Origin of the sequence: Burkholderia diffusa (assembly GCF_902499115.1) — a bacterium.
GTDB lineage: Bacteria > Pseudomonadota > Gammaproteobacteria > Burkholderiales > Burkholderiaceae > Burkholderia > Burkholderia diffusa.
Genome location: NZ_CABVPN010000039.1, coordinates 37,285 through 52,983, shown reverse-complemented (window position 1 = coordinate 52,983; position 15,699 = coordinate 37,285). Strand labels below are relative to the sequence as shown.

Sequence of the window (15,699 nt, the reverse complement as noted above, 5' to 3'; positions counted from 1 at the left end):
TGCTGACGTCTCCCGTTCCGTTGACGTCAACATGCTACGCGAACATAGACCAGTTAACAACGGAACGGGACACTAGCTCCGCATCGCGTCGCGCTGCAGCGCGACGAGCGCATCAAGCGCGCGCGGGCCGTCGTCGAACGGAACGAAGATGTGATCGTGATACGCAGCAGCCATCACGTTGCAGCTGATGCCTGCCGCGCCGAGGGCGCTCGCGAACGCGGCCGTCAGGCCGACCGCCGCGAGGTCCGAATGCACCGTCAGCGTGATCCACGCGGCGCGGAACAGCACGGGCCAGCCGCGACGTGCGGCCGTTGCCTCGTCGACGACGACCGTCATGCCTTCCGTTTCTCGGAACGTCGCAATCGCTTCGGATAACGATATGTCGGCATCGTCCGGCAGTGCGACGAAGGCGAACGCACCGCGATGCAGTTCCGGCCGCATCGTGCGCAACAGGATCGCGAGGTCGTTTTCAGGTTGGCTCATCGTGGTACGGCCCGGGAACCGGGCGTCGTGCGGTGGCGATGCGGGCACGATAGCACGCGATCGACGTCTTCGACGTAGCGGCGGCGTCATGCCGTGATGCGTGCGCCGAGACCATAAAAAAACCCGCGCAGGTCGCGCGGGTCTCTTCGATGAAACGGTACTGGCGAAACGCTGCTCAGGCCGTCAGCGCATCCAGTGCGTCCTCGGTGAGCCACAGCGATTCCGGCAGGTCCTGCTCGTTCAGGTTCAATCCGTCGCCGCCGCGATCGACGACGATGAAGTCGCTGACGCCGCCGAGCGCGATCAGCGGGTGATGCCACACGCCCTTCGCATAGTTCACCCCCTGCCACCCGCTCGTCACGAACGCGCGGATCTTCGACGGATCGAGATCGCCCGCCGGCGCGACGACGACGAGATACGGCTGGTCGTTCAGCGGCACGAACGCCTGGCTGCCGAGCGGATGGCGCTCGAGCATCTTCACCTCGAACGGCAGCGTGCGGGGCTGGCCGCGGAACAGGTTGACGAGCGTGCGTCCGTCTTCGTCGGTCACGTCGACCTTCGCGAGATCGTGAAAGCGGATCGTCGTGCCGAGGTTGATCGGAATCTGCTTCGCGCCTTCCGTTTCGATCACATCGCCGAACGGCGCGAACGCGTCCTTGGTCAGCGGTTCGATTACGAGTGTCTTCATTTGTCGAGCGTCCCCCACAGACGCAGGCGCGACACACCGCCGTCCGGAATGATGTTCAGGCGCACGTGGGTCACGGGGCCCAGCGATGCGATCTCGTGCTCGAAGTAATGCTGCTTGTCCATCTGCAGCTTCTGTTCGCCGAGCAGCACCGGCCAGAACATCGACTGCGTGATCAGCGAGCTGTCGGTGCCGCCCGACACGTACGCGGCCTGGATCGAGCAGCGGTCCGGGTAATTGCCCTTGAAGAACGCGGTATCGACTTCGATCTTGCGGATCACGCCCGGCTGCGCGAGCGCGATGATCGCCCAGTCGTTGCCCGGTTCGCGGCGGCGGCGGGTCTCCCAGCCATCGCCCATGTTCACGCCGCGGCCCGGCAGCAGCAGGTTCGACGCGACGCCGAAATGCTGGTTGTTCGCGGCTACCACGTAGCCGCCGTTTTCCATCGCCGCGAGGTCGAACTGCTCGGTCGCGCTCGCGCCGGCCCAGTCGAGCTGCGGCTGGCCATACACGCGCAGGCGCGCGATGCCGCCGTCCGGATAGATGTTCACGCGCAGGTGCGTGAACGCACGCGCGTCGCTCGCTTCGACATAGTGATGGCTGTTGCCCTGCAGCGTCGTCGACGGCACGATCTCTACCCATTCGGTCGCATGCGTCGGGGCGCCATCGGCCACGTATGCCGCCTCGATCGACGCGGCCGGCGGGAAGTTGCCGGTGAAGTGGCTCGTGTCGATGTCGAAGCCCTTGATCACGCCCGGCCGCGCGAGCTTGACGATGCACCAGTCATAGCCCGTCGTGCGCTTGCGGCGCGTCTCCCAGCCGTCCATCCACTTGCCGTGGTCGTCGTACTTGCCGGGGATGAACACCGCCGGCTCGGGGTTCAGCATCCGGTCCTTGGGCGCGAAGAAGTCGTCGCTGGCCTCGAGCGCCTGCGCACCGAGGCGCGGGTCGGCGAGGTTCACGTAGCGCCGCGTGAAGTCGGGGGCGTCGGGATCGAGAAGCGGAACAGCCATGATGTTTCCTTGTTTCAGTGATGCGATCGGCCGCCGCGACGCAGCAGGCCGTCGTGAGGTGTCAGGCGTCGATCAGGTCGTCGAGGCGAAAGCGCGCGATCCGGTAGATCTGGTCGAGGCTCGCGCGCAGTTCCTCGGTGCGCGAATGATTCACGCGCGACTCGAAGTTCGCGATGATGCCGTGCCGGTCGTAGCCGCGCACCGCGAGGATGAACGGAAAGCCAAACTTCTCGCGATACGTGCGGTTCAGCGTCAGCAGCTTGTCGAACTCTTCCTGCGTGCACTGGTCGAGGCCCGCGCCGCTCTGCTCGCGCGTCGACTCGGCCGTCAGCTCGCCGCGCACGGCGGCCTTGCCGGCGAGCTCCGGGTGAGCATTGATCAGCGCGAGCTGGCGCACTTCGCCGCCCGTCTCCACCGCGTTCGACATCGTTTCGTGCAGCGCATCGATGCTCGCGAACGGCCGCTCGCCCGCGGCGACCTCGGCCACCCACGGCGAATGTTCGAAGATCCCCGACAGCGCCGCGACGAATGCGCTCGGCGCCATCGTGTTCAGTTGCTCCAACGTGTAACGCATCGCCTTCATGCTTTCCCTTCGTTTCGATGATTGGGCTGATACGGATGATGTTCACGCCAATGACGCGCGATATCGACACGGCGCGTCACCCATACGCGATCGTGCTTCTCGATGTGATCCAGGAAACGCTGCAGCCCGCGGAAACGCCCCGGCCGGCCGAGCAGACGGCAGTGCATGCCGATCGACAGCATCTTCGGCGCTTCGTCGCCCTCCGCGTACAGCACGTCGAATGCGTCGCGCAGGTAGTCGAAGAAGTGGTCGCCGGTGTTGAAGCCCTGCGGCGTCGCGAAGCGCATGTCGTTCGTGTCGAGCGTGTACGGCACGATCAGTTGCGGCAACTTCCTGCCGCCCGACACGTCGACGTCCATCCAGAACGGCAGGTCGTCGCCGTAGTTGTCGGAGTCGTACAGGAAGCCGCCGTATTCCGCGACGAGACGATGCGTGTTCGGGCTGTCACGGCCGGTGTACCAGCCGAGCGGACGTTCGCCCGTCACGCGCTCGATCGCTTCCATCCCGAGGCGCATGTGCTCGGCTTCGAGTTCCGGCGTCATGCTCTGGTAGTGGATCCAGCGCCAGCCGTGGCACGCGATTTCATGACCCAGCTCGACGAATGCGCGCGCGAGTTCCGGATGACGCTCGATCGCCATGCCCACGCCGAACACCGTCAGCGGCAGCCCGCGCTTCTCGAATTCGCGCAGGATGCGCCACACGCCGGCACGCGAACCGTATTCGTAGATCGATTCCATGCTCATGTGGCGGTCCGGATACGCGGCCGCGCCGACGATTTCGGACAGGAACTGCTCGGAACCCGGATCGCCGTGCAGCACGCAGTTCTCGCCCCCCTCCTCGTAGTTCAGGACGAATTGCACGGCGACGCGGGCACGCCCGGGCCAGTTCGCCTGCACGGGATGGCGGCCGTAGCCGATCAGGTCGCGAGGATAGTTGGGATCGAGTGACATGGGTTCGAAGTGCGGCGAAAGCTTGCTGAAGTAATGGGTTCGCATCGACCCGCGCGGGTGCCGGAGGCCGGCCGCACGGGCCGATGCGATGACGGCCCAGTGTAGCGAAAAGGTTCATACGCGCCCATACAGCGGCGCAGATAGTGCATGTCAGACGGCGTGTATGTGCGGTTGCGGCAAATTCGGGACCGGTTCCGACGCGTCGCCCCCGCTTCGCGCCGTGGCGGCGGCCGGCGCGGGCGCGGGCGCGTCCTCCGGCGGGCTGAACCGCGCGAATTCGCCGTCGTAGCGCTTCGGCAGCGGCCGCGCATAGTCGCCGCGCTTCGCGGTCGCGAGGCGCAGCGCGACGAGCGCCTCGGCCCACTTGACGGCCGCCGTGACGCCTTCCACGACCGGCGCGCCGATCTGCTGCTCGATCTCGTGCGCGAATTCGGCCATCCCGGCGCAGCCGAGGACGATCGCGTCGGCGCCGTCCTCGTCGAGCGCACGCCGGCATTCGTCGACGATGATCCGCCGCGCCGCCGAACCGGGCCGGTCGAGCTCGAGCACCGCGACGTCGGTCGCCCGCACGTTGCGGCAGAACCGCTTCATCCCGTAGCGCTCGGCGAGATGCCACGCCATCCCGCAGGTACGCGCGAGGGTCGTGACGACCGAGAAGCCCGGCGCGAGCACGCTCGCCGCATGCATTGCCGCCTCGGCGATCCCGATGACCGGCCCGCGCGCGAGTTCGCGCGCCGCATACAGGCCCGGGTCGCCGAAACACGCGATCACGTACGCGTCGCAGCCATCGCGCTCGCCCTGCGCGATCTCGGCCAGAAGCCCGGGCGTCGCGAGCGCCTCGTCGTAATAGCCTTCGATCGACGGCGGCCCCATGGGCGGGCTCACCGCGACGATCTCGGTGCCTGCCGCCGCGATTTCACGCGCGCAGCGGCCCATCGCATCGGTCATCCGCTGCGTCGTGTTCGGATTGATCAGCTTGATCTTCATCGTGCGCTCCTCAGGCCTTCGTGCTCACGAGCAGCCGGTAGAACACGAAGCCGAGCCCCGCGCCGATGAACCACGAGAAGTTCGCAGCGGCCTGCCAGCCCGGCACCATCACGCAGATGACGGCGATCACCGCGGCCGGCAGCAGCGCCGCGATCGCGCGGCGGTTCACGCCGCCCGTGTACCAGTAGGTGCCGCGCTCCGACATCGTGTACAGGTCGTCGCGCACGAGCCGGCCGCGCTTGACGAGGTAGAAGTCGGCGATCAGCACGCCGTACAGCGGGCCGATGAACGCGCCGAGCACGTCGAGCGTGTAGTGGATCACGGCCGGATTGTTGAACAGGTTCCACGGCGTGATGAAGATCGACGCGACGGCCGCGAGCATTCCGCCCGCGCGCCAGCTGATCAGCCGCGGCGCGACGTTCGAGAAGTCGAATGCGGGCGACACGAAGTTCGCGACGATGTTGATGCCGATCGTCGCGATCGTGAAGGTCAGCGCGCCGAGGATCACGGCGGTCGGGTGGTCGATGCGGCCGACCGTCTCGACGGGATCGGTGATGAGTTCACCGAACACCGGAAGCGTCGCGGCGGTGGTGATCACCGTGACGAGTGAGAACGCGAGGAAGTTGACCGGCAGCCCCCAGAAGTTGCCGCGCTTCACGTCGCCGAACGAGCGGCAGTAGCGCGAGAAATCGCCGAAATTGAGCATCGGCCCGGAGAAGTACGACACGACGAGCGACACGGCCGTGATCATCACCGGAATCACTTCCGCGCCGTGATACTTCACGCCGCCGAGGTTGATGCCGATGTTGCGCCATCCCGCGCGCCACACCATGTAGCCGGCCAGGATGAACATCACGACGTAGACGGCCGGGCCCGCGAAGTCGATGAACTTCTTGATCGTCTCCATCCCGTTCCAGAACACGAGCGCCTGCAGCACCCACAGCAGCATGAAGCCGGCCCAGCCGACCGCCGACAGCCCGAGGAAGCCGTAGCGATGGACGTCCGCGTACGGCAGCCATTGCGGAAAGAACTTCAGCACGACGATCACGAGCGCGCTGGACGCGAGATAGGTCTGGATGCCATACCACGCGATCGCGATCAGCCCGCGGATCACGGCCGGCACGTTCGCGCCGAGCACGCCGAACGTCGCGCGGCACGCGACCGGATACGGTACGCCGATCTGCTGGCTCGGCCGCGCGATCAGGTTGCACAGCCGGTTCACGATCGTGATGCCGACGATCAACGCGATCAGCACCTGCCAGCTCGTCAACCCGAGCGCGAAGAGGCTGCCCGCGAACACGTAGCCGCCGACGCTATGCACGTCCGACATCCAGAATGCGAAGATGTTGTAAGCGCCCCATGTCTGATTCTTAAGGGGTGCCAAATCTTCGTTGTACAAACGTTGACTGTAACCGTCCGGCAACGTGGGGCCGCCGCCCTCGCCGCCTTCTTCCGCCGGATACGCACTGTCGTGCGCCACACTGAACTGAGCCATGACTTCTCCTTGACGCGGCCGAACAGCCGCTCCACCGTCATCGATATCGCTCCGGATCGTTGCCCGGAGTCGGACTGGCGGCCGGCGGCGCGAACCGCCGGCCTGCATTGCTCTTGTCGTGTGGCGCGCGGCCGGGTTCGCGTCGCCGCTCAGGCGCCGCCGAACACTTCGCGCAAATCGACCTGCCCTTGCGCGGGCCGGTCCAGCATCTTCAGTTCGACATGCTGCAGGTGGTGCGCCATCAGCGTCACCGCCCGCTTCGAATCGCCCGCTTCCAGTGCGGTCAGTATCTCGTCATGGTCGTCGCACGAGCACGGGCTGCGCCCGTGCGATTCATACAGCGCCGACATCAACGTCGAGCGTGCGACGAGCCCGTCGAGGCACTCGCAGAGCGTCGCATTGCCCGTCAGCGCCGCGAGCGCCGTGTGGAATTCGCCCGACAGGCGGATCCACGCCGCGAAGTCGTGCCGCTCGAACGCCTTGCGTTCCTTGTCGATCAGCGCGGCGACGCCCTTGAGCCGTTTCGCTCCCGGCCCCGTCGCGAGCCGCTCGACGACGGCCAGCTCGATGATCCTGCGCATCTCGAACACCTCGTGCACGTCCTGCAGCGTCGGACTCGCGACGAACGCCCCGCGGTTCGGCTCGAGATCGACCAGCTTGTCGGCCGCGAGCTGCGAGAGCGCCTGCCGGATCGTTCCGCGCTTCACGCCGAACACGTCGCAGAGCTGTGCCTCCGTCAGCTTCGCGCCGGGCGCGAGCCGATGCTCGAGGATCGCCGTGCGGATCCGCTCGGCGATCGCTTCGGGACCGGCAGCGCCGGACGGATGGGTATCGGGATCGTTCATGTTCTGCATCGTGTGATGGTCCTCATCCTAGGACGGACATAAAAATTGTCAACAATTCTTTTCCAGCGTTTCGCACAATCGGCGTGCACGGACGCGACCTCAATCGGTGCGGGATGCGCGAAATCCATGCATACCAAGCCTGAATGCCATGACAGAGGCCGTTCTTGTCGTATACCCTTCCCGAGATTTTGTTGACAATACTGGTGCAAGAACCGGCGACGACGCTGTCGAAGTCCGCCGGGATTTTTGACCGTTAGTTGCGCACTTACATAAAGAAAAAGGCGGGAAACCCGCCTTTTCATCGACCACGTCAGCGTCAGCCGAGGTGCGGATAGTCCGACAACGTGAGCCGGAACCCGTGCGCATTCGCGACCAGTTGCGCCTGCGCGCCGAACGGCAGCGTCAGCAGGTCGGGCACGTGGCCGAACTGCAGCCCGGTGACAACCGGAATGCCGACCACCTCGCGCACCTGGTCGATCATCGCCTGCATGTCGTAGCCGTTGTCGTATTCGAACGGCCGCGCGCCGGTGAACTGGCCGAGCACGAGCGCCTGCTGGCGCGCGAGCAGCCCCGACAGATGCAGTTGATAGATCATCCGCTCGATCCGGAACGGCTGTTCGTTGACATCCTCGACGAACAGGATGCCGCCCTCGATGTCGGGCATGTACGGCGTGCCGATGAGCGATGTGAGGATCGCCAGGTTGCCGCCCCACAGCGTGCCCGTCACGTTCACGGACTGCACCTGCGGCGCCTCGGCGATGATCGTCGTGCTCGGCTGCGTCAGCGTCTGCCAGAAGTGCTGCATCGTGAAGTCGCTCGGCGTTTCCGCGCCGAAGTCGGCCGACAGCATCGGACCGCCGAAAGACTTGATACGCGCCTTCGCGTACAGCGCGAGCTGGATCGCGGTGAAGTCGCTGTGGCCGACGAGCGCGATGGGTTGGTCGCGCAGGCGGCGCTCGAGCCCGCGATAGTCGAGCCCGTGCAGGATGCGTGCGGCGCCGTAGCCGCCGCGCACCGCGAGCGCGATGTCCGGCAGCGCGCGTTCCGGATCCGCGAGGCGGTTCAGGTCGCCGGCCCGCTCGCCGTCGGTGCCGCCGAATCGCTGGAAGCGGCGCTGCGTCGCCTCGATGTTCTCGATGCGATGTTGCGAGCCGCTCAGGCGCTCGAGCGCGCGGTTGATCGCATCGGGGTCGTGCGGATAGCCGGACGGCGCCAGCAGGCGGATGGTGTAGGACGCAGCGGGCTGGAGGGACATGGCGAAAGGTATCGAGGTCGTCAAACCTGCTTAGAGGGTCCGAACCGTCTCCGGTTCACGGAACCGTGCTGCCCGCCCTGCTCCGGGCGACGGGCGCGGCAAGGGTTACGGCGCGCCGGATTCGGCGTCGCGTGCGAGCCGTGCTTCACGCAGCGCGCGACGGCGCTCCGCGAAGAACGACTTCAGCGCGGCCCCGCACTCATCGGCGAGCACGCCGCCGGTTACGTCGGTATGGTGGTTGAGTTGCGGATTCGCGAACGCGTCGATCACGCTGCCGCACGCGCCCGTCTTCGGATCGGCGGCGCCGTAGACAACTCGCGCGATGCGTGCGTGCATGATCGCGCCCGCGCACATCAGGCACGGCTCGAGCGTCACATACAGCTCGCAGCCGGGCATCCGGTAATTCTGCAGATGCTGCGCGGCCATGCGCAGCGCGGCCATTTCCGCATGGGCCGATGGATCGTGCCCGCCGATCGGGTGGTTGAAGCCGCGTGCGATCACCTCGTCGCCGCGCACGAGCACCGCGCCGACCGGCACTTCGCCGGCCGCGCGCGCCTCTTCGGCGGCGGCCTGCGCGAGCCGCATGAAATGCAGGTCGCGCGCCGACACGGGTGTGGCCTCGGGAACGGGAGAATCGGGAGCAGCAACCGATCCGGCTGCCGCGTCGTGCAGCGCGTCGGCGCTCACATCGGCCCCGCTTCGGCGGGCGCGTCGTCGAGCCCGCGCTCGCACAGACGTTCCGCGATGCGCCGGCAATAATCGCGCGGCATCACCATCGGGCCGCCGCGCAGCGATTCAAGCGCCATGTCGAGGGCGAGGATCTTCGCCTGCAGCCGGCAGCGCGCGGCACGATCGCTGACCGCCTGCAGTTCGTCCTGCAGATTGCGCAGCGCGCGCAGTTGCTCGACGGCCGGCGGCACGAAGCCCGCATTCTTCAGGATACGGTTGGCCACCCGCACCTCCTCGGGTACGAGCAGGTCGTCATCCAGCGCCTGCGGCGCGCCGGTACCCGGCAAATCGTCGAACTCGCCCCGCGCGGCAGCAGCGGCAATGCGTTGTTCGACCAGTGCGTCAAGCAATCTCATCAGTCAATCGGAACAAATGCGGCAGCCGAATTCTAGCAGGGTGACGTGCGTATGACAGGCCCTTCGAAGGCATGCTCGATATTGTGTTTTTAAGGGCCGAATCGGCGCGCATGGGCGCCGATCGCCACGACTTGCCGCTGTGCTGCGCCGCAGCAGGCTCCGCGCCGATTTACCGTCGATTTCGCGCCGTTTGCGCGGGCGATGTCCGGCCCTGTTTTTTATTTTCGTCCGGGTCGATCGGCGTTCGTCGTCCCGCCGGAATCGCCGTTTCGCGACTGCCGGGTCATGCGGCGACCGCTTGCGACCGCGCCTTCGAAAACGGGCGGAACATCATCGCGACGAGGAACGCGCCGATGCCGATCGCGAACGATCCGAGGTACAGCCAACCGTAGCTGCCCAGCGCATCGACGATCAGGCCGCCCGCGACCGGCCCCGCCGCCATCCCGAGGCTGCCGGCCATCGCGCAGCCGCCGATCACGGTGCCCATCATCCGCAGCGGGAAGTTTTCGCGCGCGAGCACCGCATAGAGCGGCATCACGCCCGCATAGATGAAACCGAACAGCGTCGCGACCGCGTAGAACCCGTCGAGCGTGCGCACGAAGTAGTAGCCGAGCGCGCCGAGCGCCTGCGCGAGCAGTCCCACCACGAGCATGCGCTTCGCGCCGAGGCGATCGCCCAGCAGCCCGAACGCGATGCGCCCGCCCATGCCGGCGAGCCCCTCGACGCTGTAGATCGACACCGCGACGATCAACGGAATCCCGCACGTCACCGCGTAGCTGACCGTATGGAAGATCGGGCCGGAATGCGTCGCGCAGCAGAAGAAATTGGTCAGCAGCAGCACGATAAACTGCGGCGAGCGCAGCGCGCCGCCGACCGACAGCGGCGCGGATCGGGGCGTGCCGGCCGGCGCCGGCTCGGCGTGCGGCCCGTCGAGCGCAGGGGCGCGGCGCACGAGCAGCGACGCCGGAATCATCACGGCGGCCGCGAGCGCGGCGATCAACAACATCGACGTGCGCCAGCCGTGGCCCGACACGAGCCATGCCGCGAGCGGCGACATCGTCATCGGCGCCATGCCCATGCCGGCCGACACCAGCGACACCGCGAGACTGCGATGCGTGTCGAACCAGCCCGTCACGCAGGCCATCATCGGCGCGAACACCGCGGCCGTCGCGCTGCCGACGGCCAGCCCGAAAATCAGCTGGAACGCGAGCAGCGACGGCGCGCGGCTCGCAAGCCCCAGGCTCGCCGACAGCAGAATGGCGCCCGTCACGACCACCGCACGCGTGCCGATCCGGTCCGACAGGCTGCCCCAGCCGATGCTCGCGAAGGCCATCGCGATGAAGCCGAGCGTCATCGCGGCGGAAATGCCGGTCATCGACCAGCCGGTGTCGCGTGCGATGGCCCGCAGGAACACGGGCAGCGAAAACATCGCGCCGATCGCGATGCAGCCCATCAGGCCGCCCGCGGCGACGATCACCCAGCGATAGCGGGAATCAGGCATCTGGCACCTCCTTTCTCTCCGTAGGTCAGGCCTCGACGAGGAACCGGGCTGCGGACGCCGTCGCGAATCCGGTCGACATCGATACGACGAACGACGCAGCGGGGAATCGACATGCGTGTCACATGCGAGCGCTCATGCCCGATCGTCGACACAGTCGAGCGGTCGACAAGGGGCAGATCCGGACGAACCTCGACCGCGCAGCCGCCCCGCTTTTTCGGAATCGGAATGTCGAAATCAGAAATGGTTGGTTTGGGCGCGCGAACGCGGTCACTACACTCGAATCCTCTTGTCATGACAAGTTGACTGATGCCCCGCTCCAATGTCGTGCCGCTGTCGGCGGCCCCGCTCTACGTGCAGATCAAGGACACGCTGCGCACGCGTATCCTCGACGGCACTTATGCGCCACACAGCAGGATGCCGTCCGAGCACGAACTCTGCGCGATGTTCGACGTGAGCCGCATCACGGTGCGCCAGGCGCTCGGCGACCTGCAGAAGGAAGGCCTGCTGTTCAGGCTGCACGGCAAGGGCACGTTCGTGTCGAAGCCGAAGGCGTTCCAGAACGTGACATCGCTGCAGGGCTTCGCCGAGGCGATGTCGTCGATGGGTTACGAAATCGTCAACCAGTTGCGCAGCTTTCGCACCGTGAAGGCCGACCGCCATCTCGCAGCGAAGCTGAACGTGCCGGAAGGCGCGCCGCTCGTCGAGATCCACCGCGTGCGGCTGCTGAACCGCGAGCCCGTGTCGCTCGAGCAGACGTGGGTGCCCGCGGCGCTCGGCAAGCGGCTCGCGGGCGCCGATCTCGCAACCCGCGACATCTTCCTGATTCTCGAGAACGACTGCGGCGTGCCGCTCGGCCACGCCGACGTGTCGATCGACGCGATCCTCGCCGACGATGAAATCGTCGATGCGCTGCGCGTCGAGGAAAGCAGCCCCGTGCTGCGGATAGAGCGCCTGACGCACGACGCATCCGGCGCGCCGATCGACTACGAACACCTGTACTTCCGTGGCGACGCGTTCCAGTACCGGCTGCGCATCGACCGGCAGAAGACGCACCAACCATTAAGGAACCCGCAATGAACACCCATGTACTCGAATACGACATCGTCGTGGTCGGCGGCGGCACGGCCGGTCCGATGGCGGCGATCAAGGCGAAGGAGCGCGACCCGTCGCTGCGCGTGCTGCTGCTGGAGAAGGCCAACGTGAAGCGCAGCGGCGCGATCTCGATGGGGATGGACGGCCTGAACAACGCGGTGATTCCCGGCCACGCGACGCCCGAGCAGTACACACGCGAGATCACGATCGCCAACGACGGGATCGTCGACCAGCAAGCCGTGTACGCATACGCGACGCACAGCTTTGCGACGATCGAGCAGCTCGACCGCTGGGGCGTGAAGTTCGAAAAGGACGGCACCGGCGACTACGCGGTGAAGAAGGTCCACCACATGGGTTCGTACGTGCTGCCGATGCCGGAAGGTCACGACATCAAGAAGGCACTGTACCGGCAGCTGAAGCGTGCGCGCATCGCGATCACGAACCGGATCGTCGCGACGCGCGTGCTGACTGACGCGCACGGCCGCGCGAGCGGCGTGCTCGGCTTCGACTGCCGCACGGCCGATTTCCACGTGATCCGCGCAAAGGCCGTGATCCTGTGCTGCGGCGCGGCCGGCCGCCTCGGGCTGCCGGCATCCGGATACCTGATGGGCACGTACGAAAACCCGACCAACGCGGGAGACGGCTACGCGATGGCGTACCACGCCGGCGCGGCGCTCGCGAACCTCGAATGCTTCCAGATCAATCCGCTGATCAAGGACTACAACGGCCCGGCCTGCGCGTACGTGACGGGCCCGCTCGGCGGCTTCACCGCGAACGGCAAGGGCGAACGCTTCATCGAGTGCGACTACTGGAGCGGCCAGATGATGTGGGAGTTCTACCAGGAACTGCAAGGCGGCAACGGCCCGGTGTTCCTGAAGCTCGACCACCTCGCCGAGGAAACGATCCAGACCATCGAGCAGATCCTGCACACGAACGAGCGGCCGAGCCGCGGTCGCTTCCACGCAGGGCGCGGCACCGACTACCGACGCCAGATGGTCGAGATGCACATCTCCGAAATCGGCTTCTGCAGCGGCCATAGCGCGTCAGGCGTATACGTGAACGCCCGCGCGGAAACGACCGTTCCGGGGCTCTACGCGGCCGGCGACATGGCGGCCGTCCCGCACAACTACATGCTCGGCGCATTCACCTACGGCTGGTTCGCCGGGCAGAACGCGGCCGACTACGTGGCCGGCCGCGATCACGCGCCGGTGGACGACGAACAGGTCGCGGCCGAACGCACCCGCGTGCTCGCGCCCCTCACACGCGAGCGTGGCCTCGCGCCGGCGCAGGTCGAATACAAGCTGCGCCGCATGGTGAACGATTACCTGCAACCGCCGAAGGTGACGCGCAAGATGGAAATCGGACTGCAACGCTTTGACGACATTATTGAGGATATCGAAGAACTCAAGGCGGTCCATCCGCACGAACTGATGCGCGCGGCCGAAGTGCGCGCGATTCGCGACTGCGCCGAAATGGCCGCGCGTGCGTCGCTGTTCCGTACCGAGAGCCGCTGGGGGCTATACCACCATCGCGTCGATTTTCCGCATCGCAACGACGCTGAATGGTTCTGCCACACATGGTTGCGCAAAGATGCCGACGGCACGATGCGCAGCGAGAAACGGCCGGTCGAGCCCTACGTCGTGCCGCTTGCCGACGACGAACGCAGCGCCTACGCGCACCTGCGCATCCGCGAACCGGCCGCCCTCGCGGCCGCCCTCTGACTCCGAGGAGCCTTACCGTGCCCCATACCCCGCACGACATCTTCCTGCGCAGCAGCGCGCCCGTGACGATCGACGAGGACCGCTGCATCGCCGACAAGGGCTGCACCGTCTGCGTCGACGTGTGCCCGCTCGACCTGCTCGCCATCGACGTGACCAAAGGCAAGGCCTACATGCAGTTCGACGAATGCTGGTACTGCATGCCGTGCGAACGCGACTGCCCGACCGGCGCCGTCAAGGTCGACATTCCGTACCTGCTGCGCTGACCCGACGGGCCGCCGTCGCGTCGAGACCGCACGTGTGCTGATTTTCCGGCCGCGCATCCTGCTGACGGATGAATCGTTCGGCGTGCTCGACGCGCAGACGCACCGCATGATGCAGACGCTGCTGCTCGACATCGGATCGAGGATCGGCGCGACCGCGCCGTTCGTCACGCCTCATACGTTTCGTTAATGCTCCTCATTTTGCCCATGACCGCTTCATCCTCTATTTTCCCGCTGCATGGCGCGCACGCCTCCGACCATGCCGCGCTCGTCGCACGTGTTGCGGCACCCGATGCATCCGTGCGCCGCATCGCGCTGCTCGAACTCGCCGATCTCGAGGATCCCGATCTCGTGCCGGTCTTCGTTGCGGCATTGCGCGACGATCCGGCCGCCGTCGTGCGCGGCGAAGCGGCGCGTGTGCTCGCCACCTGGGAGCAGCCCGTCGTCGTCGACACGCTGTGCCACGCGCTGCTCGATCCGGACGACGACGTGCGCGCGACTGCGGCACACAGCCTGTCCGAACTGAAGGATGTCGCGTCCGGCGCCGTGCTGTGCCGCTGGGCCGAACACGCCGAGCCGTTCGTGCGCGGCGCCGCGCTGCGCGCGCTGCGCGAACTGCGCGACCCCGACGCGTTCACGCCGGCGCTGCACGCGCTCGACGCGCCGGCGGCGGCCGTGCGCGCCGAGGCCGTCGCCGTGCTCGGCTGGCTCAAGGACGTGCGTGCGTTGTCGCCGCTCGCACGCATCGCCACGACCGACACGCATGCGGACGTGCGGCGCATCGCGGTCGGCGCGGTCGGATTCGCGGCGTCCAGCGACACGGCCGTCGTCACCGCGTTGCTTGCGGCGCTGCGCGACGCCGAATGGCAGGTACGCGAGGAAGCGGTCGCGACGCTCGGTAAGCTGCGTGTCGCGGTCGCACGCGCGCCGCTGGTCGCCGCGCTCGATGACGATTACTGGCAGGTGCGCTTGCGTGCGGTACGCGCACTCGGGCAATTGCGCGACGCCGCCGCGGCGCCGGCCGTCGCCGCGCTGCTGTCGCATGCGATCAGCAACCTGCGCAAGGAGGCGGCGCTCGCGCTCGGCGAACTGCGCGATCCTGCGACGCTGCCCGCGCTGCATGAGGCATTGGAGGATCGCGATCCCGAAGTACGCAAGGCCGTGCGCATCGCCATCGCGCAGATTGGAGGAGATGCACGATGACGCCGCCGACAGAGATTCGTCTCGATCATGCGACTCGTGCGTTGACGCTGTGTTGGCCGGACGGCAGCACGCAGCCTATCGGCTATGCGCGCTTGCGCGGCGATTGTCCGTGCGCCGCGTGCCGGAAGATCCGGCTTGACGGCAGACAAGTCGACGCGCCGCTCGAGCTGACGCTGGACGGCGTGGAACCGGCCGGGTACGGCATCCGCCTGCTGTTCGGCGATGGTCACGCGCGCGGCATCTATCCGTGGCCATATCTGGCGGAACTTGGCAGAGACGAGACGGATGTGGGCATCGCATCGCGCGATGCGCTGGCACAGCGGCCAGCCATTCACCGCGCACCGCGGGTGCCTTGATCCGCTCGCTGTCCGGCCGTGCGCGCGGCGGTGCACGGGGCGGGCAAGACGGCAAGGAAGACACGCTCCCCCAGCGTCAATCCAGTCACGATCGCCGTTCGCACAAACGACAACGCCCGGCAGGTCATCCCTGCCGGGCGTCCGCATCGTCAGATGCCGTGGTCCGCTACCGAGGCACGCCCCGG

Annotated in this window: 17 protein-coding genes and 1 pseudogene; 6 read left to right on the top strand and 12 right to left on the bottom strand. The window is 66.9% G+C overall.

All coding sequences use genetic code 11. From position 1 onward, the window contains the following. Nucleotides 1-72 precede the first annotated feature (72 nt). From BTE28158_RS30035 to BTE28158_RS29980, 12 genes are all read right to left on the bottom strand, one after another. A complete protein-coding gene (locus tag BTE28158_RS30035; protein WP_151051680.1) occupies nt 73-483 on the bottom strand; it encodes an ACT domain-containing protein in 411 nt (136 codons plus the stop codon). A gap of 175 nt (nt 484-658) precedes the next feature. Then, a complete protein-coding gene (locus tag BTE28158_RS30030; RefSeq protein WP_059599956.1) occupies nt 659-1,171 on the bottom strand; it encodes an ureidoglycolate lyase in 513 nt (170 codons plus the stop codon). Then, nucleotides 1,168-2,181 carry an allantoicase gene (gene alc, locus BTE28158_RS30025; RefSeq protein ID WP_059599955.1) on the bottom strand — a complete coding sequence of 338 codons (1,014 nt, stop codon included), beginning with the start codon at nt 2,179-2,181 and terminating at the stop codon, nt 1,168-1,170. Before alc ends, BTE28158_RS30030 begins: the two co-directional genes overlap by 4 nt. Before the next feature lie 61 nt (nt 2,182-2,242). Further along, nucleotides 2,243-2,764 (bottom strand): 2-oxo-4-hydroxy-4-carboxy-5-ureidoimidazoline decarboxylase, encoded by a 522-nt coding sequence (uraD, locus tag BTE28158_RS30020; RefSeq protein WP_059599954.1) that lies wholly within the window; start codon nt 2,762-2,764, stop codon nt 2,243-2,245. Next, nucleotides 2,761-3,714, bottom strand: coding sequence for an allantoinase PuuE (gene puuE / locus BTE28158_RS30015; protein WP_059599953.1), 954 nt, complete (start codon nt 3,712-3,714; stop codon nt 2,761-2,763). The genes uraD and puuE overlap by 4 nt, the downstream gene beginning before the upstream one ends. 150 nt (nt 3,715-3,864) lie before the next feature. Next, nucleotides 3,865-4,701: an aspartate/glutamate racemase family protein gene (locus tag BTE28158_RS30010; RefSeq protein ID WP_151051678.1), complete on the bottom strand. Its 837-nt coding sequence runs from the start codon at nt 4,699-4,701 to the stop codon at nt 3,865-3,867. Nucleotides 4,702-4,711: 10 nt separating this feature from the next. Further along, nucleotides 4,712-6,196, bottom strand: a complete 1,485-nt coding sequence (locus BTE28158_RS30005; protein WP_151051676.1) for an NCS1 family nucleobase:cation symporter-1 — start codon at nt 6,194-6,196, stop codon at nt 4,712-4,714. Nucleotides 6,197-6,345: 149 nt separating this feature from the next. Further along, nucleotides 6,346-7,050, bottom strand: coding sequence for a GntR family transcriptional regulator (locus BTE28158_RS30000; RefSeq protein ID WP_151051674.1), 705 nt, complete (start codon nt 7,048-7,050; stop codon nt 6,346-6,348). 307 nt (nt 7,051-7,357) lie between these two features. Continuing rightward, nucleotides 7,358-8,296 (bottom strand): muramoyltetrapeptide carboxypeptidase, encoded by a 939-nt coding sequence (ldcA, locus tag BTE28158_RS29995; RefSeq protein WP_151051672.1) that lies wholly within the window; start codon nt 8,294-8,296, stop codon nt 7,358-7,360. Nucleotides 8,297-8,401: 105 nt separating this feature from the next. Next, nucleotides 8,402-8,983, bottom strand: a complete 582-nt coding sequence (tadA, locus tag BTE28158_RS29990; protein ID WP_059599948.1) for a tRNA adenosine(34) deaminase TadA — start codon at nt 8,981-8,983, stop codon at nt 8,402-8,404. After that, nucleotides 8,980-9,381, bottom strand: coding sequence for a DnaJ family domain-containing protein (locus BTE28158_RS29985; RefSeq protein ID WP_044843744.1), 402 nt, complete (start codon nt 9,379-9,381; stop codon nt 8,980-8,982). Before BTE28158_RS29985 ends, tadA begins: the two co-directional genes overlap by 4 nt. A gap of 283 nt (nt 9,382-9,664) precedes the next feature. Then, a complete protein-coding gene (locus BTE28158_RS29980) occupies nt 9,665-10,882 on the bottom strand; it encodes an MFS transporter (protein WP_174920250.1) in 1,218 nt (405 codons plus the stop codon). Nucleotides 10,883-11,188: 306 nt separating this feature from the next. Here BTE28158_RS29980 and BTE28158_RS29975 point away from each other — a divergent pair, with 306 nt between their 5' ends. The 6 genes and pseudogenes from BTE28158_RS29975 (at nt 11,189) to BTE28158_RS29950 (ending at nt 15,514) form a co-directional block, all read left to right on the top strand. Continuing rightward, nucleotides 11,189-11,959 (top strand): GntR family transcriptional regulator, encoded by a 771-nt coding sequence (locus tag BTE28158_RS29975; RefSeq protein ID WP_151052440.1) that lies wholly within the window; start codon nt 11,189-11,191, stop codon nt 11,957-11,959. Continuing rightward, nucleotides 11,956-13,695: a fumarate reductase/succinate dehydrogenase flavoprotein subunit gene (locus BTE28158_RS29970; RefSeq protein ID WP_151052438.1), complete on the top strand. Its 1,740-nt coding sequence runs from the start codon at nt 11,956-11,958 to the stop codon at nt 13,693-13,695. Before BTE28158_RS29975 ends, BTE28158_RS29970 begins: the two co-directional genes overlap by 4 nt. Nucleotides 13,696-13,712: 17 nt before the next feature. Further along, entirely contained in the window at nt 13,713-13,958 is a 246-nt protein-coding gene (locus tag BTE28158_RS29965; RefSeq protein WP_006755644.1) for a 4Fe-4S dicluster domain-containing protein, read from the top strand. Nucleotides 13,959-13,968: 10 nt separating this feature from the next. After that, nucleotides 13,969-14,127: pseudogene (locus BTE28158_RS29960) on the top strand (ABC transporter ATP-binding protein); the annotation flags it as partial. A 35-nt stretch (nt 14,128-14,162) separates the two neighbouring features. Further along, the gene (locus tag BTE28158_RS29955) at nt 14,163-15,158 is read left to right on the top strand and encodes a HEAT repeat domain-containing protein (protein WP_174920247.1); all 996 of its coding nucleotides are present in this window, start codon (nt 14,163-14,165) and stop codon (nt 15,156-15,158) included. Next, nucleotides 15,155-15,514 (top strand): gamma-butyrobetaine hydroxylase-like domain-containing protein, encoded by a 360-nt coding sequence (locus BTE28158_RS29950; RefSeq protein WP_151052139.1) that lies wholly within the window; start codon nt 15,155-15,157, stop codon nt 15,512-15,514. Before BTE28158_RS29955 ends, BTE28158_RS29950 begins: the two co-directional genes overlap by 4 nt. The last annotated feature ends 185 nt before the right edge of the window (nt 15,515-15,699 follow it).